This is a genomic window from Shewanella sp. SM20 (assembly GCF_025654545.1).
Lineage (GTDB): Bacteria > Pseudomonadota > Gammaproteobacteria > Enterobacterales > Shewanellaceae > Shewanella > Shewanella oncorhynchi.
The window spans coordinates 1-19378 of record NZ_JAKKRK010000023.1; the positions used below are offsets into that span (position 1 = coordinate 1).

Here is a 19378-nt window from a genome sequence, read left to right on the forward strand (position 1 = left end):
TGAAAGAGATTGCACGATAGATTGTCCTGTATGAGCTGCAAGTTGAGCCGCCAACTGTACAAGCCGTTTGGTCCTTCGTACATCCCCTAATTGTGCGCGCTGAAAAATGCTTTGTGCCCAGAGTGATGGTTCACTTAAAAACATGGTATGTGGTATCTGAAACAAAAGGTCAGGATCAGATCAGGGTAATTGAAAATGGTTCAAAAAAATCCCTCGGGGCAAACCGAGGGATTTGTGTAGAAGAGACAGGCAGGAATACAGGGCTTAGGCTTAGGCTTGGATTTAGAATTAGCTCAGTGCGGCAGATTTAACAAATTACGCGATCTGGCCGAAACGCCCTTCTTGGTAATCGCGAATCGCCTGCTGAATCTCCGCTTGGGTGTTCATCACAAAGGGACCCATCTGGACGATTTTTTCACGGATAGGTTTACCCGCAAACAGTAACATCCCAGCGCCACGCTCATCGGCTTTAAGCTTAAGCACACTTTGGCTATTGAGCACTAAAAACTCGCCCTGATGATGTTGATTTGAAGCAGATGACCACTGTGAATCTTCACCTTTACTTAAGTCACCTTGGTACAAGTACAAGGCGACAAACTCATGTTGAGACAAATCGAGCGTGGCCTCAGCATTTGGCGATAGACTTAAATCAGCAATAGCAGCCTCACCCGCCAATCCTTGAATAGCTGCACTAATAAGCGGTTGATCTTTAAAGCCCCAATCACCCGCTAAGGCTTTTAAGCTAGCACCTGTATCATTGGCCACTTCAACGTTTGCGCTACCCGCAGTATCTTGATACTTCGCTGGACGCAGCTTGTCTTTGGCGGGCATATTGACCCAAATTTGAAATCCATGCAGACCATCAACCGCATCGGCCAGCGGCATTTCAGAGTGCACGACCCCGAACCCGGTACTCATCCACTGCACATCGCCGGCACGAATCGCCTTCACATTACCCATTTGGTCGCGATGCTCAAAACCGCCCTTACGAATATAAGTGAAGGTCTCCATCCCGCGATGGGGATGTGCGGGGAAGCCACCGATAAAGTCTTGTTCATCATCGGATTTTATTTCGTCGATCATCAAGAAAGGATCAAATTTAGTCGTCACAAAATCGGCGACACGGCGAATATTGACCCCATCGCCATCCATCGCGGCTTTGGCGGAAAACTGACTTAATACTTTCATTGCTGCTCTCCTATCAGTTGAGCAAAGCGATACGTGAAACGCCAAGATCATACGGCTAACACAAGACGCAAACGCTTTGCTGATGGAGGCAGAATAACAAGGAAGTTTACAAAAGAATAACGCGAAATCACGACCTAAACATTCGAAAAAATAGAACGGTATGCAGGAAGGAGCGAGTAACCTAGTGTTATAACTGGATAATAAAATAGTGGTTTAGTTGCCAAATCTCGCACTTCGGATTTGAACTCGTGGCAATCAAAAATAGCGTTAACATAAAAATCAAACCTTAAATCTGAATGAAATAACTTCCATTCATTAAAAATGTATTTCCGCACACTGTATACGAATACAACCAACACAAAAAATACTATAAAAATCTAATTTAGTTCATTTAGAAACAATGAGGATTTAACAATAATCACTGTTTACCAAGTAAAATACATAGCGAATTACTGAAGTCTAATAAGAAATAATAAATTATTACATTTGTTTCAATATAAACTTACAGACATCTGTCTACTTATCGGGAGACCATACGAAATAAATAAAAATCAAAACATTTACAATTAGCAACCAAATCTGTTACTTTTAGCGTTCATGGATTAATGTGATTACAGGAAGTACAATGAAACGCTTATTTATACTTTTAGCTTTACTCATTTCCACTACAGCATCTAGCGCAGACGAAACCCATGGTTTCTCTGCAGGCTTGGGTTTAGGCTTAACAGAAGACTATGGGGGGATTACCCATTATGACTTTGCCTATCGCTATCAATTCACCCCAGATTGGGGAGTAGAAGTAGGTTACACACCATTTCAAAGTGAGCCTTTTACCGCAGCAATACATGGTGTTTTTGACGATTACGTGTTGGAGAACTCTTATTCCTCTCGGCTTGCTGGCACATATACATACCAAATATCAGCAAGACATAATGCGATATTTAAGGCCGGATTATCTCAATCTAAAGCTAATTATCAATTGAATGACTACGGAAATAGTAGTGATGATGTTATAACTATAGAGGAGTATTCAGACGATGGATATGGCTTATATGCCGCATTAGGTTGGCGTTGTCGTTTTTATAATGGCTTCGAAATTATGACAACATTAGCCTACCAGGATTCTGGAGTATTTGAAATGACGAGCTTCACTGTAGGAATAGGCTACAGTTTATAAAGCTATAAATTTAAAACCTTAATGCCAGTAAATACTGGCATTATGTTCCCAATAAAAATTTAATTTAGAATTCTAGAAAAAATCCATTTTTATCATAATTAATTACGTTATTTCTATTAACGCTATATAAAACTTATAGCAAATGCTGAAGAAAAATATCCCATTCCACAGCTGATTAAACTATATCCTATAACTATATCTCCTAAGAATAGTCATCTTATATTGACTGAAGACACTATTTTAAGAAAATACCTACACATAAAAAACGCTATTGCAGATTGGCAATAGCGTTATATTTGAGATGACAAGTTAATAAGTCTAAAGTCTCATCATTATTCTATGGGTCATCGAATTTATTTTTAGTAACTTACTCCGCCCATTTACCCATAGTGCATCTGTCATTACTGCCAAAGTCTCGCACTGTAGCGACATTCTCATAGCCCAGTTCAATAAGCTTAGCTCTGAGTTTCACAGCCTGCTCAAAACCATGTTCGAGCAGGATATAGCCGTTAGGCTTTAAGTAATCTCGAGCTGTGTTGGCAATATAATAAAGATCGGCAAAGCCTTCCTCGGCGGCGGTTAACGCGCTTTGGGGCTCGAAACGCACGTCACCTTGGTGCAAGTGTTCGTCAGCTTCATCAATATAAGGCGGATTTGAAACGATTAAATCAAAGTCCCGCGACTTTACGGCACTGAACCAGTCACTCTGGAGAATTTCGACCTGTGGCAGCTTTAAGTTCTCGCGATTCGCGATAGCCAAAGCCACGGCATCATCGACTTTATCGACCGCGGTGATTTGCCATGACTCACGCTCAGACGCCAACGCCAGCGCAATTGCCCCAGTACCAGTGCCTAAATCGAGCACTTTGGCGTAGGTGGAAAGCGGCATGTTCAAGGCGGTTTCGACCAGAATTTCCGTATCAGGACGAGGGATCAAAGTCGTGTCGTTGACGATAAAAGGCAGCGACCAAAATTCGCGTTCACCGACAATATGTGCCACAGGCACGCCCTTTTGGCGTTTCTGTACCATTTGCTGGAAACGTTTCCACTGCTCAACCGTCAGGGATTTTTCAGGCCAAGTATATAAATAGCTGCGACTTTTATTGAGGCAATATAACAACAAAACCTCTGCATCCAGATGAGCGGATTCAGAGGTTGATGCTAACTGCACATAAGCCCATTGCAGGGCTTCGGCTATGCTAGATTGATCTGACAAAACTACCCCTGCTCGTCAGCCAGTGCGGCTAACTGATCGGCTTGATGCTCTTGCATCAGAGGCAATAAAATAGCATCGAGATCGCCTTCCATCACTTCGTTCAAGCGATATAAGGTCAAGTTAATGCGGTGTTCGCTCACGCGGCCTTGCGGGAAGTTGTAAGTACGTACACGTTCGGAGCGATCGCCACTGGCAACCAGACTACGACGGGTCGATTCTTCGGCGCTACGGCGTTTTTCGTCTTCAACAGCTTGAATACGTGCGGCCAGTACACTCATGGCTTGGGCACGGTTCTTGTGTTGCGAACGTTGATCTTGGCATTCCACCACGATCCCAGTTGGAATATGGGTGATTCGAATAGCTGAGTCAGTTTTGTTAACGTGCTGACCACCTGCACCTGATGAACGATAAGTATCAACTTTCAGATCGGCTGGGTTGATTGAAATCGCTTCAGCTTCAGGCACTTCGTGAAGTACCACTACAGTAACTGCTGAAGTATGCACACGTCCTTGGGATTCGGTTTCTGGCACACGCTGTACACGGTGGCCGCCGGATTCAAACTTAAGTTTGCCGTATACGCCGTCACCACTGACCTTCATGATCACTTCTTTAAAGCCACCATGTTCACCTTCGTTACAACTCATGATTTCGATCTGCCAGCGATTCGCTTCAGCATAACGGCTGTACATGCGGAATAAATCACCGGCAAAAATAGCCGCTTCATCGCCGCCTGCACCAGCGCGGATCTCAACGAAGGCGTTTTTATCGTCGTCAGGATCTTTTGGCAATAATAGAATTTGCAATTCGTCTTCGAGCTGCTCGAGTTTGGCCTTAGCGGCTTTCATCTCTTCCTGCGCCATTTCACGCATTTCAGCATCGTCTTCTTCCAGCATTTCTTTGGCAGAATCGAGATCGGCCTGCGCTTGCTGATAGGCTTTAAAGCCAGCAACAACGTCTTCTAACTGGGCATATTCTTTCGATAACGCACGAAACCTGTCTTGATCAGAAATGACGCTAGCATCACCCAGCAAAGCCATGACTTCTTCATTGCGCTCGAGCAAGCCTTCCAGCTTGCGGATAACGGATTCCTTCATTTAACTCGCTAACCTTAGTTTTTATCTAATCCAAGCGCTGATCTTAACTGACTGAGAGTATTCAAATCGCCCTGACGACTCGCTGCCGTGAGGGCCTGTGTCGGTGCGTGGATAAGTTTGTTGGTCAGGCGATTGGCTAGTTCAATCAATACCTGCTCAGTGTCTGAGCCCTGAGCTAATTTATTCAAGGCGCGTTCCACTAACTCATCTTTTACCGCCATGCTCTGGCTGCGATACTCGCGAATACTGTCGACCGACTCTAAAGAACGGATCCAATCCATAAATAGGAAAGATTGTTCTTCAGTAATTACTTCAGCTTGCTCGGCGGCTTCTTTTCGAGAAGCCATATTCTGTTCAATAATGCTATGCAGGTCGTCCACTGTATACAGAAACGCGTCATCCAAATCGGCGACTTCCGGCTCAATATCCCGGGGAACTGCTATATCAACCAATAACATAGGTTGATGGCGACGCTGCTTTAGCGCTTTTTCGACCATGCCTTTACCTAGGATAGGCAGAGGGCTGGCGGTAGAGGATATCACGATATCGGCTTTTGGGAGATAATCTGGTATCTGCGCCAGTGTAATTGCTGTTGCGCCAAACTCCTCGCACATGCCTTGGGCACGTTCTAACGTCCGATTTGCTACGACCATTGAAGCCACGCCGTTATCTTTAAGATGCTTCGCAACCAGTTCTATGGTTTCACCTGCGCCAATCAACAGTACTTTAGTGGTCGATATCGATGAGAAAATATGTTTCGCCATGCTTACCGCGGCAAATGCCACAGAAACTGCAGCGGCGCCAATTTCAGTGTCAGTGCGGACTTTCTTAGCGACTGAAAAAGTGTTCTGAAAGAGTCTATCTATGGTTAGTGCAACCGTACCAGCCTCTTTGGCCTTAACAAACGCTTGCTTTACTTGACCGAGAATCTGCGGCTCACCCAAGATCAACGAATCGAGCCCAGAGGCCACACGCATCAAATGCCTTACGGCATCTTGACCGTGATAATTATAGAGACAAGGTGCTACATCCTCATGATCTAGGCCGTGATATTCTTCAAGCCACGCAATAATGTCGGCCTCATCGCCGTTGTTGCAATACAACTCAGTGCGATTACAGGTTGAGACAATAACGGCTTCACCCGAGCGTGTACGACTGGCCAGACTCTTCATAGCATCATGAATTTTGTCCGGAGAGAAGGCAACTTTCTCACGCAGGTCTACCGTGGCTGTTTTATGGTTAATACCGATTGCTACAAGGCTCATCTGACTCTTTCTAGATTCTTGGCGACTCTCTTAATAAGGGCATTCTACTGAATTGGCCCAACTAAAAACAGAATACGCTTAACAAAACCGAATAAAGGTCTAACTTCTTACCTAAATTTTCTATCAATAATAGGTAAGGCAAAATTTGCCCCAAGGGAGCAAATCTAAGTGACCGCCGATGGAAATTTTACGTTTGGCATTGGTATTCTTTCCAAGCCCTCGTATCATAAGGACTTTGGTATATCAGTCATAGATGAATAATTTGAAGCGCCTCACAAAAACCATTTTCTCTTGTTTTACCTTAAGCGCCCTACTCTTGCTGGCGGGGTGTGAAACCTTGCCGCCGATGACTGACTTAAGCCCAATCACAGTCAATGATGCGCGCCAAGCCAAAGCTTGGGAATTACAGGGAAAACTAGCGATAAAAACTCCCGACGATAAACTCAGTGCCAATATCTACTGGCGCCACAGTGAAGATCGCGATGAACTCACACTCACGACTATGCTAGGTACAACTGTGTTGACGCTTAATTCAACCTCGAACTCTGCCCATTTACATATCGATGGCAAAGATTTTCGCGACGATAACGCCCAGCGTTTACTCGAGCGTGTCAGCGGTTGGTCCATCCCCTTGGCCGATTTACCTTTATGGATCACCGGCCAAGTTGGCCCGAATGATCAAGTACTTGAAAGCGATAGCCAAGGCAAACCTAAACAGCTCACGAACACTCAAACCCCACCGCCTTGGCAGGTCACATTTTTGAGTTGGCAATCCCAGAGCGGCGCCAACGTGCCCCATCAATTAAAGCTTGAGCGTGGTGACTTACAACTCAAACTACAATTGAATCAATGGCAAGCCCTCGGCAAGCCTGCAATCATACTCGAAGAGAAACCTTAGCATGCCCGCAGCAATTTCACGCCATTGGCCAGCACCAGCCAAGCTTAACTTATTCTTACACGTGAATGGTCGCCGCGCAGATGGTTATCATGAACTGCAAACCTTGTTTCAGTTTATTGATTACTGTGACATGCTCGATTTTAAGGTCACTGAAACCGCAGAACTGATTTTGCACTCCAATATCTCTAATGTTGTCGCCGATAGCGATAACTTAATTCTGCGAGCCGCAAAATCATTACAACAAATCACAGGCTTTACTGGCGGCGCCGAAATCTGGTTGGATAAACGTCTACCCATGGGCGGAGGTTTAGGTGGCGGCTCGTCAGATGCTGCCACCACCTTAGTGGCACTGAACACGTTATGGAACACCCAATTATCGACCGAAGAACTGGCTAAAATCGGCCTTAAACTTGGTGCCGATATTCCTGTTTTTATTCATGGTTTCGCCGCTTTTGCCGAAGGTGTAGGTGAACGCTTGCAAGCGGTAAATCCGAGTGAGCCTTGGTACTTGATCATCGCACCCGATGCCCATGTTTCCACCGCTGAAGTATTCCAAGATCCACTTTTACCACGTGATACCCCGAAACTGGCCATAGATACCTTAATGAACCAACCTTGGGCAAATGATTGTCAAAAACTAGTCGTTTCTAAATACCCTCAAGTTGCCAAGGCATTAGGCTGGCTGCTAGAATATGCGCCGTCGAGAATGACAGGAACAGGCGCATGCGTGTTCGGGGAATTCACACAAAAGCAACAAGCTCTCGCAGCCTTGGCGAAATTACCGTCTGAAATGCAAGGATTTGTTGCACAAGGGATGAATCTTTCGCCGCTCATCACGCGACTCAGTCACCCTTAAACTACTTTCTTCTAGAGTAACCACTTAACGATAACGCCTCGGGTTCCTCCCGTCCCTACATCGTCGTTACTCTAGCCACTAAAATATAAAGCAAACGCCTGAGGTTCATACAGTGCCCGACATCAAGCTCTTTGCTGGGAACGCCACCCCCAGTCTCGCTAAAAAGATAGCCGATCGTCTATTTTGCAAACTCGGAGACGCAGTGGTTGGTCGTTTCAGCGATGGTGAAATCAGTGTCCAAATTAACGAAAATGTACGTGGGGCCGATGTGTTCATCATCCAATCCACTTGTGCGCCGACAAACGACAACCTGATGGAACTCATCGTGATGGTTGACGCGCTGCGCCGTGCATCTGCTGGCCGTATCACAGCTGTTATTCCTTACTTTGGTTATGCTCGTCAAGACCGTCGCGTTCGTAGCGCCCGTGTACCTATTACTGCAAAAGTGGTTGCCGATTTCCTGTCTAGCGTGGGTGTTGACCGCGTTCTGACCTGTGACCTGCACGCTGAGCAAATCCAAGGTTTCTTCGACGTTCCTGTTGATAACGTATTTGGTAGCCCAGTGCTACTAGAAGATATGTTAGCGAAGAACTTAGATAATCCAGTCGTTGTTTCTCCAGACATCGGTGGTGTTGTTCGCGCTCGCGCAGTAGCAAAACTGTTGGATGATTCTGATTTAGCGATCATTGATAAACGTCGCCCACAAGCGAACGTTGCGCAAGTTATGCACATCATTGGTGATGTTCAAGGTCGTGACTGCATTATCGTTGACGATATGATCGACACAGGCGGCACTCTGTGTAAAGCGGCTGAAGCCTTAAAAGAACATGGTGCGAACCGCGTATTTGCTTACGCAACTCACCCAGTGTTCTCTGGCAAAGCGGCTGAAAATATCGCTAACTCAGTGATTGATGAAGTGATTGTGACTGACACTGTTCCTTTAAGCCCAGAAATGTTGAAAGTGGCTAAAGTAACTCAGTTAACTATGTCTGCGGTACTGGCTGAGGCAATTCGTCGCGTAAGCAACGAAGAGTCTATTTCTGCCATGTTCCGTCACTAATAGTTCCGTCACTAATAGTTCCGTCACTAATAGTTCTGTTACTGAACGTTCTGACTAATCTGAGCGGTTCCAATGCACAGCTTGCTGTTTTAACGAATCACTAAGCTTGCAGAGCTAATTACTCAGACATAAAAACGCACTCCTCGGAGTGCGTTTTTGTTAGTGTATTTTTTAAGCCAGCTTCTGATCATCAGATGTAAACTGGCTTCTACGCATTAGATTTTAAAATTACTCACCGCACGGAATAAGAACTCAGCCTGCGCCTTAAGCTCATCCGATGCGGACGCATTTGCATCTGCCGCATGGGATGACTCCTCAGCGATATCGCGGATCACCACCACGTTCTTGTTCACTTCAGCCGCCACCATACTTTGCTCTTCAATAGCCGCCGCAATTTGAGTGCTCATGTCCATAATATTACGCACGTCGTTATTGATAAGCTTCAATAAAGCGCCAGCACTTGCCGCTTGTTCAGCGCTTTCAACGCCTTGTTTTTGGCTAGATTCCATCAATTGCACAATCGATCGGGTACGCGTCTGCAGGGTTTGAATGATGTTAGCAATCTCTTGGGTTGACGATTGCGTCCGCATCGCTAAGTTACGTACTTCATCGGCAACCACAGCAAAACCACGGCCCTGCTCACCCGCACGCGCCGCTTCAATCGCGGCGTTCAAGGCTAAAAGATTGGTCTGCTCAGCAATGCCGCGGATCACATCTAACACGCTACCGATAGTCTCGCTGTCACGTTCCAATTCATTAACGACCGCTGCTGAGCTATTTAGCTGCTCAGCAAGTGACTGGATTTTATGTATCGTTTGCTCAACCTCTAATTGACCACTTTGAGCATTATCGTGGGTCTGACCCGCTTTTGATGCCGCTAATTCGGTTGTTTTAGCGATTTCCTCAATCGTTGCGCCCATCTCAGTGATTGCTGTTGCGACCATGTCGGTCTCATTAAGTTGTTGACCCACACCTTCGGAGGCGAGCATGGCATTTTCTGAAACACGTTTACAGGAAGTGTTAATCGTTGCGACCGACTCAATCACTTGCTCAATCAGCTGTTGGAAGCTACTCACCATGCTATTGAAATGCTGTGCAATTTCACCGAGTTCATCTTGGGTAGAAGCATCACACCTCAATGTCAGATCTTTACTCACCTCAATGCGAGAAATGATCTGCGTGATACGCTCAACAGGCGCGATAATACTGCGGATAATCAAGTAGGTAATGATTGATAGTAGTAACGCAATAAAGATAAACACAGTAATACCGACATTAACACTACTACTCTCAGCATCATCAATGGCCTTAAGCGCTAGGTTATGTAAGTCATTCGCACTACTTTCAGTTTCTAGGTTAGCAGCGATAAGACGCGCCATAGTGCCATCCTTCTCTGTCAAACCAAGCTGCTGCTCCTTATTAATTAAGCTTTTGAAATCTTTCTGATACTGAGTAATAAGCTCTTCAATTTTCCGTTGAGTATCAACATCAATACTCGAAGCATGGAGCTTGTCATTAAACTTACCAATATTGGTATCGAAGGTTTCAACATAACTTAACTCACGACGCAGCATAAAATCCTTTTCGTTACGCCTAAGTTGTAGCATAGCCACTTCGAGTGCGGGCTGATCAAATTCCTTCAGTAACGTTTCAACATTATGTACCGCAGTACGCAATGTGCCGTACAAACCTGTTTTAGGTGTTAAGCCAATTTCCTGCTGTAGTAACACCACTTCAGAGAAAGCGGCTTGATACTGATTTAAATTACTGTCGAAACTTTCAAGCGATGCCGTCGACATACCGTAGTCTTTAAACACTCTCTCTAACTCGGGGACAATACTGTCGATTGCCATGTGGCTTTGCTTATGCAGCTCGACATATTTTAAATCCTTACGAGCGAAGAAATCCTTTTCGTTTTTACGCAGCATCAAAACATCGCGCTCTAACTCAAGCACACTTTGAGCTGCATGAGAGAGTTCCGAATCAACCGAATTTGAATAGAGTTGTAATCCAAACATGGCAATTAGTGCCGAAATAGACACTGCAGCACTGAGTAACAACTTTGAGCGGATTAACATAGAAAGTCCCCGAATATATAATCTATCTTAAAAAGATAGCTGGAAATTAAGCCTTTAACAGCGCAAACATAGCAATACATTAAAAGTTCACATCAAATACTTTGATAGCTTGTCGATTTAAGCTCCCATACTGTGAGTAGCGCATTATTTTTAACTTATTTTTAGCTTGGTGCTTCAGGGTGATACCCTATCGTTCCTACAAAGTATTTCGTTTTAATTACGTTAAATATACCGTCTCAAAGCAGATGTAAGTGTCATAATATCAATTGATATAAAATTAATTACTTCATTAGCTTAGCTGTACTTTCTCGATGGGATTCTACTACAAATAACAAAAATATTACGCTGGATAATTAATCTAAATAAAATATATTTTTTAAGGTTCCAAACCTTTTGTAGCGCCCACAGCGTCAAAACTACAACACTCAATCATTATGGCAGGAAATTACAGTGACAGCAGGGATCCTCCCACTCAATGGCTCAATGTCTGACTTTGAACTGGTCACCTTAGCGAGCCAAGGAGACAGAACTGCCTTCAAGTTGCTTTATCAAAGCCATTACCAACGTATTTACGCCCTATCACTGCGCCTTTGCGGCCATAGCGCTATGGCCGAAGAAATTACCCAAGAGTGTTTTATTTTAGTGTGGCAGAAGTTGCCACAATTTCGAGGTGAGAGTCAGTTTTCCACTTGGTTACACAGTATTTGTGTCAATCAAGCATTGAGCAGCATTCGTAAACAAAAGTCCTTTTGGTCACGATTTATTCCGCTGGAACAAGAAACTGAACCCTTAAGCTCTGATAGCAGCTATAGCGGATTAGATAAGTTAATTTTCAAACTGCCAGAACGCGCTCGCATGGTTTTCGTACTCTGTGCAATCGAAGGTTATCAACATGATGAAATCGCTGACTTACTTGGCATTGCCGTCGGCACCAGCAAGACCCAATACCATAGAGCTAAGCAACTACTACAGGAGATGCTGTAATGACGTTAACGCCGCTTTCCCGTGAACAACAGCTTGAGCAATTGATCAATAGCGCGCCCAAAGAGATGTCGCCTACACATGATCTGTGGCAAGGCATTGAAAAACGCATGGATAAAACGCTGATACCCCAAACGTACAAATCCCAGAAGAGTCACACTTGGGCGATAGCGGCTTCGTTTATTATTCTAGCGGCATTGGGATATACCCAATTGCCCTATTTCAACTCATTAATAATACAGCAGACAGAGCTTGCCCAGAACCAAGCTATGCCAGAGCAACCAGGGGATGCGGCCTTACATTTATTACTCACCCAAATTGCAACATCACACCAAGCGCAAGTGGACAACCTAGAACAGGCGCCAAATGCGCTAATGTGGCAAACGAGCAGCTTCAGCGCACCCGTGGAGCAAGGTTTAACTGAGCTAAGGCTCGCGGCAACACAAATTTACCAAGCTTTACAAGCAAATCCAACCGATAAACAACTTTGGCAACTCTGGCTTTGGGTGCAGCAGCGTGAGCTCGACCTATTACAACAGGGCCAAAAATTACCCATTAGAAACTCGACACAAGGAAACACCCTATGAGTAACCTCAATCTCACTAAAGCTAGCATATTGGTTTCGACACTCTGTTTAGGCTTAATGGGCAATGTGTTAGCAGCACAAAGCGTTGATAAACAGTTAAGTGTCAGCAGCGACACTCAACTGCAGATCAAAGTCCAACGCGGTGATGTGACCATTCAAACATGGGACAAGAGTGAAGTGAGTGTCACTGGCACATTAGATGAATTGAGCGAAGGCTTTGTGTTTGAGCAACAGGGAAATAGTCTCAATATCGAAGACAAAATGCCTCGCCACTATAATGGCAATAATGACAAAGGATCACAGCTCACCATTAAAGTCCCAAAAACGGTTAAACTCAGTGCAGATACCATATCTGCCAATCTGCAAGTTGCCGAAACTCAAGGTGAACTAGATTTGAATACGGTAAGCGGCAATATCAACGCCAACAACTTAAGTGGTAAACCTGAGTTACATACAGTCTCTGGTGATATCACGACCAAAGCTCTTGATGGAAAAATCAAATTAGAAACCGTATCCGGCACGATTCAGGACACTGACAGTAAAGGAGAAATGAATTATCGCCTCGTTAGCGGTGACTTAAAAAGCCACACTCAAGCAGAAAAAGTCACGATTGAACAAGTCTCAGGTGAAGTGAATGCTAACTTTAGTGTCACCAAGGAAATCGAGCTCAGAACCGTCAGCGGAGATTCACAAGTGTCACTCGCTAAAAACTTCAACAAAGCGAATTTAGAAAGTGTGAGTGGCGATATTACCGTGATCTTTAATGATGTTCCCGATGCAAGCTTCAACTTAGATGGTGGTCCTGGTGGAAAAATCAACAACGGTTTAACCCAAGATGTACCGCAAAAACAAAAATATGTACCAAGCACAGAGTTATCATTCCAAACAGGCTCTGGTGCAGCCAACGTGAAGATGAATACCATCAGCGGTCATCTGATTTTAAAGAAACAGTAATAAAAGCTATTTAGCACAAATAAAAATGCCGCCAAAGTAAAACTCGGGCGGCATTTTTTATATCAAACTCATCAGACTGAAGCTATCTCTTCAGCCGTCAAATATCGCCATTCACCCAGTGCTAAGGTGGGGTCTAATTCAATTTGCCCTACACTTTCACGATGCAACCCTTGCACATGATTGCCCACAGCGGCAAACATACGCTTCACTTGATGATACTTACCTTCGGTGATGGTTAATCGCACTAATTGTGGTTCAATAATCTCCAGTAACGCTGGCTTAGTTAGACCATCTTCACCGCGCAATTCAACGCCAGCGGCAAATACCGCAATCAAACTAGCATCCACAGGCTCAGCGAGTTGCACTAAATAGCGTTTGCCACATTCTTTCTTCGGTGAGGTGATCTTATGCGACCATTGGCCATCACTGGTAATCAACACGAGACCTGTAGTATCGGCATCTAAACGACCAGCAATGTGCAAAGTTTCTGGCTTAGGCACATCCACTAAGCTCAATACCGAAGGGTAGGTTTCATCTATCGTCGAGCAAATAGTGTCTACCGGTTTGTTAAGCATTAAATAACGCTCGCCCACTAAGACAATCGGCTCGCCTTCAAGGCAAACACACATACCTTCAGTCACTTTAAAACCCGAGTCTTTAACGACTAAGCCATCACAAGTAATATCACCGCGGTGCAGGGCTTTTTTCGCTAATGAGCGAGTCAGCGAGGTACTCTCACAGATAAATTTGTCTAAACGCACGTTAATACTCAACTTCAATAAAGAAAACTGCCGTATTATGAAGCCGACCAGTTCAAAGGGCAAAGAATTGCTGCTCAACGCGAGCTGTGTTTCTATTTAGCCCTTACGTATTGACAGTAATCACCATAGGGAAAGATGCTATGACTGAATTCCAAAAGATGATCACAGGCCAAGAATATGATTGTCTTGACAGCGAACTCTTAAGTTTAAGAACACAACAGCAGCGACTGAATCGACAATTAAATCAAACGATTGCTCAAAATAGCACTGAGTACACCCAACTCTGCCAACAACTTCTGCCCCTTAAATCGCCTGCTGCAACTATCTCCACGCCGATTTTTATCAGTTATGGCATCAATCTCACTCTTGCTGACAGAGTGTTCATCAATGTCAATGTCACCTTGCAGGATAATGCCCCCATTTTTATTGATGAACAGACTATGATTGGTCCCAATGTACAGTTTTATACCTCAAGTCACCCACTTGATGCCGAGCTACGTTGCTCAGGTTTGGAAACCGCTAAAGCGATTCACATCGGTAAACGGGTATGGATTGGCGGCGGCGCAATCATAATGCCAGGAATCAATATTGGTGATGATGCCGTCATTGGTGCTGGCGCCGTAGTAACTAAAAATGTCGCAGCCAAAACAGTGGTTGCAGGCAACCCTGCAAAACTAATTAGGCAACTGAGTTAACCCTATTTTAAAATGATAAATCGAAGTGCTCGCTTACCTGAAAAGGCCTGCATACGGTAACTTTACAGCTACTGACTTAAATATGCTAACTGGTAACCTTTAGTTACATATCACTCAAGATAAATCCACGATAAACACTGTAATGACCTTGTTTCGATTCCTAGTAAGGCATTAACATAGTTCATTGCGCCTGAAGCAATCCCATTTTGCCAAAATAACAGCCCCAATAATGGGCACAATAATAAACTCGAAGGAAACAACATGAGAAAAGTACTCATTGGGGGACTGTGTGCCTCACTTATCGCAGGCCTGACTGCCTGTAATGACAAGGCTGCCGAAGTTAAAGCACCTGAAACTGCTAAAACAGCCACCGCAGCGGCAGTGACTCAAGCACTAGGTTCTGGAATTGAATTTGCTAATTTTGATAAAGCGATTCGTCCACAAGACGATTTCTATAAATACGTTAACGGCACTTGGCTAAAAAACACTGAGATCCCAGCCGATCGCACTAGCATTGGCGCTTTCTACGATTTACGTGAAAAATCACGTGACGACGTAAAAGCCATTATCGAAGAAGTGGCTGCAACACCCAACCTCGCCGTTGGTACAGATGAGCAAAAAGTGGCCGATTTATATCGTTCATTTATGGATACTGAGACACTCAATAAACTGGGAGTCACACCAATCCAAGGCGAATTCGATGCTATTAATGCCTTAAAAGATAAGAATGAATTAGTGAAGTACTTCGCCCACAGCCAAATCGCTGGCGCGGGTACCCCAATAGCATTTTATATCGATATCGATGCGAAAAACTCTAGCCGTTACGCAACACATCTCTATCAATATGGCCTAAGCCTGCCAGAGAAAGACTACTACTTTAACGAATCAGAACGCTTCGTTAATATCCGTAAGGCATATGTCGCCCATATCGAAAAAATGTTTACCCTTGCGGGTCTTGCTAACCCTAAAGCCAGTGCTGAAGCTATTTTAGCCTTAGAAACGGCGATTGCTGCTAAGCATTGGGATGTGGTTGAAAATCGCGACAGCACTAAAACCTACAATCTATATCAAGTCAAAGATCTGCCAACACTGGCACCAGATATCGATTGGGCAGGCTACTTAGCCGCTCTTGGCGCTGACAAGCAAACCGATATCATAGTTAACCAACCTAGCTATATCCAAGGGTTAAACGAAGTTTTAAAAACGACTGAGTTAGCCACTTGGAAAACCTATATGCAATGGCAAGTGCTGACGCACGCGGCGAGCAATCTGAGTGAAGCGTTAGACAATGAAAACTTCGCTTTCTTCTCTAAGACATTGAATGGTCAAGAAGAACAAGAACCTCGTTGGAAGCGTGGCGTTGCAGCCGTCAATGGCGTTCTTGGTGAAGTTGTGGGTAAAGTGTATGTCAAACGTCACTTCACTCCAGAAGCCAAAGACCGTATGCAAGCACTGGTTGAAAACCTGCGTGGTGCTTACGGCGACAGCATCAAAGAATTAACTTGGATGAGCGACAGCACTAAAGTGGCTGCGGCGGATAAGTTAGCAAAATTCAACCCGAAAATCGGTTACCCGAACAAATGGGAAGATTACAGTAAGCTGACCATCAAGGCAGACGACTTAGTCGGTAACGCTATGCGTGCCAGTGAAGTTGAACATGCTAAATCATTAGCCAAACTGGGCGCGCCAATCGATAAAGACGAATGGCACATGACGCCACAAACGGTTAACGCTTACTACAACCCAACCATGAATGAAATCGTGTTCCCTGCTGCCATTCTGCAACCACCATTCTTCAATTTGGCGGCTGACGATGCAGTCAACTACGGTGGTATTGGTGCGGTAATCGGCCACGAAATGGGCCATGGTTTTGACGACCAAGGCGCTAAATTCGATGGCGAAGGCAATATGCGTGATTGGTGGACAGAGCAAGACTTGAAAGAGTTCTCTGCTCGCGGCAAAGCGCTAATCGCGCAGTACGATGGTTACGCAGTGTTTGATGATCTGCATGTCAACGGCAGCTTAACCTTAGGCGAAAACATTGGTGACTTGTCAGGTGTGACTATCGCTTATCGTGCTTATAAGAAATCGCTTAACGGTAAAGATGCACCCGTTATCGATGGCTTAACGGGCGATCAACGTTTCTTCATCGGCTTCACGCAAATTTGGCGCGCAAAAGCTAAAGAAGAAGCAATGCGTAACCGCGTAGCGACCGATCCACACTCACCTGCGGAATTCCGCGCACTGGGTGCACTATCTAACATGCCTGAGTTCTACACTACGTATGATGTAAAACCTGGCGATGCCATGTATATCGCACCAGAGAAACGCGTAAAAATTTGGTAAGCCAAATTTAAATCACTGTTCAGCGGCATAAGCTGGCCAACAATGGCGCTCACTGTTAAAAGTGGCGCCATTTTTATTTCCTTAAACCACTGAGTTATGAATGTGAACCCATGCGCAAGATGAACAAGTCTTCATGGTTGGTTCAGCTTTAATTAAGCAATAGAAGCCTATGGTGGATGCGTGACCTGAATAACTCACCCATAAGGAAGTAGGCCGCATGACTAAGTTATTTCGTACCTTTTTTATTTTTCTACTCTTATTATCGAGCCGCGCTGGTGTAGCAAATCCTATCGACATCAGTGACAGTAAAGCAGAACGTGGTAATTACAGTGCAAGACAGGCATCAAGCCATGACCTACAAGGTCTATATGCACTCAGCAGTCAGACCTTCGATGCGCCTCATCAATCCTCGAATGACTTATCCGTGCTCCATCACCAAGCCTATGATGCACAAGCTGAGCTCGCTCAATTACTCACCAAGATTGCCCATTATTCACAGGCACAAGTGATTGTTCCGCCAGTAAAGAGTTACCAAAGAGCAGCCGATAAAGTGGCCACAAAATTTAACGGTGATGCCAGCCAAATTACCGACCTTGCAAGGGCAAGTATTGTGACCGACAGCATTCAAGATCTGATGCAGGCCTACCAAACTTTGAATGAGCACACCCAAGTTGTGAAACAAAAAAACCGCTTTGCTGAACCTAAAGCCTCCGGCTATCGCGATCTCAATCTACTGGTACGCTTACCCCAATCAGGCATGATTGCTGAAGTGCAATTACACCTACAGGATATCGCTGATATTAAAAATGGTCCTGAACACAAGGTATATGAAAAAGTACAGAGGATTGAGGCCAATGCTCGTAAACAACAACGTTCACTAAGTGAGTTTGAACTCGCGCAGATTGCCCAATTACGTCAAGAATCACATAAGTTGTACCACAAGGCATGGCTTAACTATAAACGGGTTGATGAAGCCAGTTTATTAAGAGCCTCAGTCGCTTAACTAAAAAGCTTCCACTCTTGCGCTGGTTATCTGTAAAGGTACCAGCGCTTTTTTATATTTTACAGCGCCTGAAACATCATCTTAATAAGGTGTAAAAAAGCACTCTCTCGCATCAAAGTGCCATTTGAGTATATAATCCCGCGCCATAGCCCTATCAGCAGGAAATGCCATGCACGACATTATTGAGCAACTCCAAGAACGCAGCGAAACTGTTCCTGTACCACTCGAATTACCCACATTTGAGCAGCTCGTCGAAGTCGAAGAGCAAATCCTGATTTCATTGCCAAGGGAGCTAAAAGAATACCTGTTGTATGCCAGTGATGTGATTTACGGCACGATAGAGCCAGTAACAGCATCAGATCCCTACTCGCACACCTACCTGCCCGAAGTGACTTGCTATGCGTGGTCCATCGGTATGCCAAGGGACATGATTGCCATTTGTCAGCAGGGTGATGCTTTTTACTGTATCGACCAAGATGGTCAAGTACATTTCTGGAAAAACGGCGACTTTACCGATATCTATTGGGAGTCGTTTTGGGAATGGGTTGAAGAAATCTGGTTAAAGATCAAATACTAATTTTACTTTTATTGCATTGAGAACACGATTATGTCTAAGAACATTGGCTTGAATGCCATCGAAATGAGCTACTTACGCCAGTCACTCAGCTTAAGCGCGGCTCAAGTTGGTGCTCTGACTAACCATAGCGAAGCCGATGTACTCGCCTGGGAAAGCGGTGAACAACTGGCACCTGAGCTGGCACAAAAGAAACTGCTTGATATTGATGACATCATTGAGATGCAAGTGCTCAACACCTGCGATGGTATCGAAGAACTATTTAAGAAAGAACCTAAACGTCACTTAGCCTTCGTGGTCTACCCCACTCAAGCGGTTTACACACAATACAACCCCGAATTCTTAAGTTCACTGCCTTTTACTGAGCTGTACAACACGGCCGCTTGGCGCATTAAGAAAGAGTGCAAACTGGTCCTAGAAGTCGACGTCAGCCTAGTGGCTCTCGACGTGGAGGCCTACAAAGCCTTCCGTGAACCAACCAAAATGAGTGAAAGCCGCGAAAGTCGCGCAAAGTGGGCAGCGACTCAGTTATAAACTCAACCGTCACAAGTTTAACCCTATAAAAATAAAGGCCAATATCATTATTGGCCTTTTTTATTAGAGATCACACCACTCATCATAAATGACGCGCCATTCCGAATGAAAT

The 19378-nt window shown here is 44.7% G+C and carries 19 protein-coding genes; 12 read left to right on the forward strand and 7 right to left on the reverse strand.

Going from position 1 to position 19378, the window contains the following annotated elements; translation table 11 throughout:
• The coding region (locus tag L5M18_RS11155) for a transposase (protein WP_263196006.1) at nucleotides 1-144 on the reverse strand (144 nt) is incomplete at its 3' end.
• 171 nt (nucleotides 145-315) lie between these two features.
• Complete coding sequence (locus L5M18_RS11160) at nucleotides 316-1188, reverse strand: pirin family protein (RefSeq protein WP_263196954.1); 873 nt, start codon at nucleotides 1186-1188, stop codon at nucleotides 316-318.
• A 625-nt stretch (nucleotides 1189-1813) separates the two neighbouring features.
• On the opposite strand from L5M18_RS11160, the gene L5M18_RS11165 reads away from it, so the two are divergent.
• Nucleotides 1814-2365, forward strand: a complete 552-nt coding sequence (locus L5M18_RS11165) for a porin family protein (protein ID WP_263196956.1) — start codon at nucleotides 1814-1816, stop codon at nucleotides 2363-2365.
• Nucleotides 2366-2732: 367 nt separating this feature from the next.
• On the opposite strand, the gene prmC is transcribed toward L5M18_RS11165, so the two are convergent.
• The 3 genes from prmC to hemA are packed head-to-tail and all read right to left on the reverse strand — an operon-like array spanning nucleotide 2733 to nucleotide 5940.
• Nucleotides 2733-3581, reverse strand: coding sequence for a peptide chain release factor N(5)-glutamine methyltransferase (gene prmC / locus L5M18_RS11170; protein ID WP_113939044.1), 849 nt, complete (start codon nucleotides 3579-3581; stop codon nucleotides 2733-2735).
• A gap of 2 nt (nucleotides 3582-3583) precedes the next feature.
• Nucleotides 3584-4675 (reverse strand): peptide chain release factor 1, encoded by a 1092-nt coding sequence (gene prfA / locus L5M18_RS11175; RefSeq protein WP_131523734.1) that lies wholly within the window; start codon nucleotides 4673-4675, stop codon nucleotides 3584-3586.
• A gap of 14 nt (nucleotides 4676-4689) precedes the next feature.
• Entirely contained in the window at nucleotides 4690-5940 is a 1251-nt protein-coding gene (gene hemA, locus L5M18_RS11180) for a glutamyl-tRNA reductase (RefSeq protein ID WP_263196958.1), read from the reverse strand.
• Between the two features lie 253 nt (nucleotides 5941-6193).
• On the opposite strand from hemA, the gene lolB reads away from it, so the two are divergent.
• The 3 genes from lolB to L5M18_RS11195 all read left to right on the forward strand — a co-directional run bounded on the left by lolB (nucleotide 6194) and on the right by L5M18_RS11195 (nucleotide 8754).
• On the forward strand, nucleotides 6194-6838 hold the full coding sequence (gene lolB, locus L5M18_RS11185; protein WP_113939046.1) for a lipoprotein insertase outer membrane protein LolB: 645 nt from the start codon (nucleotides 6194-6196) through the stop codon (nucleotides 6836-6838).
• A 1-nt stretch (nucleotide 6839) separates the two neighbouring features.
• Nucleotides 6840-7694, forward strand: a complete 855-nt coding sequence (ispE, locus tag L5M18_RS11190; RefSeq protein WP_173242894.1) for a 4-(cytidine 5'-diphospho)-2-C-methyl-D-erythritol kinase — start codon at nucleotides 6840-6842, stop codon at nucleotides 7692-7694.
• Nucleotides 7695-7806: 112 nt separating this feature from the next.
• Nucleotides 7807-8754, forward strand: a complete 948-nt coding sequence (locus tag L5M18_RS11195) for a ribose-phosphate pyrophosphokinase (RefSeq protein WP_006080255.1) — start codon at nucleotides 7807-7809, stop codon at nucleotides 8752-8754.
• Between the two features lie 215 nt (nucleotides 8755-8969).
• Here L5M18_RS11195 and L5M18_RS11200 read toward each other — a convergent pair whose 3' ends face one another.
• On the reverse strand, nucleotides 8970-10832 hold the full coding sequence (locus L5M18_RS11200) for a methyl-accepting chemotaxis protein (RefSeq protein ID WP_263196960.1): 1863 nt from the start codon (nucleotides 10830-10832) through the stop codon (nucleotides 8970-8972).
• A gap of 450 nt (nucleotides 10833-11282) precedes the next feature.
• On the opposite strand from L5M18_RS11200, the gene L5M18_RS11205 reads away from it, so the two are divergent.
• The 3 genes from L5M18_RS11205 to L5M18_RS11215 are packed head-to-tail and all read left to right on the forward strand — an operon-like array spanning nucleotide 11283 to nucleotide 13353.
• Nucleotides 11283-11816 carry an RNA polymerase sigma factor gene (locus tag L5M18_RS11205; protein WP_113939254.1) on the forward strand — a complete coding sequence of 178 codons (534 nt, stop codon included), beginning with the start codon at nucleotides 11283-11285 and terminating at the stop codon, nucleotides 11814-11816.
• A complete protein-coding gene (locus tag L5M18_RS11210; protein ID WP_263196962.1) occupies nucleotides 11816-12400 on the forward strand; it encodes an anti-sigma factor in 585 nt (194 codons plus the stop codon). The genes L5M18_RS11205 and L5M18_RS11210 overlap by 1 nt, the downstream gene beginning before the upstream one ends.
• Entirely contained in the window at nucleotides 12397-13353 is a 957-nt protein-coding gene (locus L5M18_RS11215) for a DUF4097 family beta strand repeat-containing protein (RefSeq protein WP_263196963.1), read from the forward strand. The genes L5M18_RS11210 and L5M18_RS11215 overlap by 4 nt, the downstream gene beginning before the upstream one ends.
• Before the next feature lie 71 nt (nucleotides 13354-13424).
• On the opposite strand, the gene rsuA is transcribed toward L5M18_RS11215, so the two are convergent.
• Nucleotides 13425-14177, reverse strand: coding sequence for a 16S rRNA pseudouridine(516) synthase RsuA (gene rsuA / locus L5M18_RS11220; protein ID WP_263196964.1), 753 nt, complete (start codon nucleotides 14175-14177; stop codon nucleotides 13425-13427).
• A 77-nt stretch (nucleotides 14178-14254) separates the two neighbouring features.
• Here rsuA and L5M18_RS11225 point away from each other — a divergent pair, with 77 nt between their 5' ends.
• From L5M18_RS11225 to L5M18_RS11245, 5 genes are all read left to right on the forward strand, one after another.
• On the forward strand, nucleotides 14255-14809 hold the full coding sequence (locus tag L5M18_RS11225; protein ID WP_263196965.1) for a sugar O-acetyltransferase: 555 nt from the start codon (nucleotides 14255-14257) through the stop codon (nucleotides 14807-14809).
• A gap of 261 nt (nucleotides 14810-15070) precedes the next feature.
• Complete coding sequence (locus tag L5M18_RS11230; RefSeq protein ID WP_131523741.1) at nucleotides 15071-17155, forward strand: M13 family metallopeptidase; 2085 nt, start codon at nucleotides 15071-15073, stop codon at nucleotides 17153-17155.
• A 217-nt stretch (nucleotides 17156-17372) separates the two neighbouring features.
• Nucleotides 17373-18158, forward strand: a complete 786-nt coding sequence (locus tag L5M18_RS11235) for a RelA/SpoT domain-containing protein (RefSeq protein WP_263196966.1) — start codon at nucleotides 17373-17375, stop codon at nucleotides 18156-18158.
• A gap of 169 nt (nucleotides 18159-18327) precedes the next feature.
• On the forward strand, nucleotides 18328-18735 hold the full coding sequence (locus L5M18_RS11240; RefSeq protein ID WP_113939053.1) for an SMI1/KNR4 family protein: 408 nt from the start codon (nucleotides 18328-18330) through the stop codon (nucleotides 18733-18735).
• Between the two features lie 30 nt (nucleotides 18736-18765).
• Nucleotides 18766-19266: a DUF4447 family protein gene (locus L5M18_RS11245; protein ID WP_198571879.1), complete on the forward strand. Its 501-nt coding sequence runs from the start codon at nucleotides 18766-18768 to the stop codon at nucleotides 19264-19266.
• The last annotated feature ends 112 nt before the right edge of the window (nucleotides 19267-19378 follow it).

Bases quoted from the DNA above. Each gene is read 5' to 3' on its own strand.
- L5M18_RS11160 (WP_263196954.1), bottom strand. From the start codon at position 1,188: ATGAAAGTATTAAGTCAGTTTTCCGCCAAAGCCGCGATGGATGGCGAT.
- L5M18_RS11165 (WP_263196956.1), top strand. From the start codon at position 1,814: ATGAAACGCTTATTTATACTTTTAGCTTTACTCATTTCCACTACAGCA.
- prfA (WP_131523734.1), bottom strand. From the start codon at position 4,675: ATGAAGGAATCCGTTATCCGCAAGCTGGAAGGCTTGCTCGAGCGCAAT.
- hemA (WP_263196958.1), bottom strand. From the start codon at position 5,940: ATGAGCCTTGTAGCAATCGGTATTAACCATAAAACAGCCACGGTAGAC.
- lolB (WP_113939046.1), top strand. From the start codon at position 6,194: ATGAATAATTTGAAGCGCCTCACAAAAACCATTTTCTCTTGTTTTACC.
- ispE (WP_173242894.1), top strand. From the start codon at position 6,840: ATGCCCGCAGCAATTTCACGCCATTGGCCAGCACCAGCCAAGCTTAAC.
- L5M18_RS11200 (WP_263196960.1), bottom strand. From the start codon at position 10,832: ATGTTAATCCGCTCAAAGTTGTTACTCAGTGCTGCAGTGTCTATTTCG.
- L5M18_RS11210 (WP_263196962.1), top strand. From the start codon at position 11,816: ATGACGTTAACGCCGCTTTCCCGTGAACAACAGCTTGAGCAATTGATC.
- L5M18_RS11215 (WP_263196963.1), top strand. From the start codon at position 12,397: ATGAGTAACCTCAATCTCACTAAAGCTAGCATATTGGTTTCGACACTC.
- L5M18_RS11225 (WP_263196965.1), top strand. From the start codon at position 14,255: ATGACTGAATTCCAAAAGATGATCACAGGCCAAGAATATGATTGTCTT.
- L5M18_RS11230 (WP_131523741.1), top strand. From the start codon at position 15,071: ATGAGAAAAGTACTCATTGGGGGACTGTGTGCCTCACTTATCGCAGGC.
- L5M18_RS11235 (WP_263196966.1), top strand. From the start codon at position 17,373: ATGACTAAGTTATTTCGTACCTTTTTTATTTTTCTACTCTTATTATCG.
- L5M18_RS11240 (WP_113939053.1), top strand. From the start codon at position 18,328: ATGCACGACATTATTGAGCAACTCCAAGAACGCAGCGAAACTGTTCCT.
- L5M18_RS11245 (WP_198571879.1), top strand. From the start codon at position 18,766: ATGTCTAAGAACATTGGCTTGAATGCCATCGAAATGAGCTACTTACGC.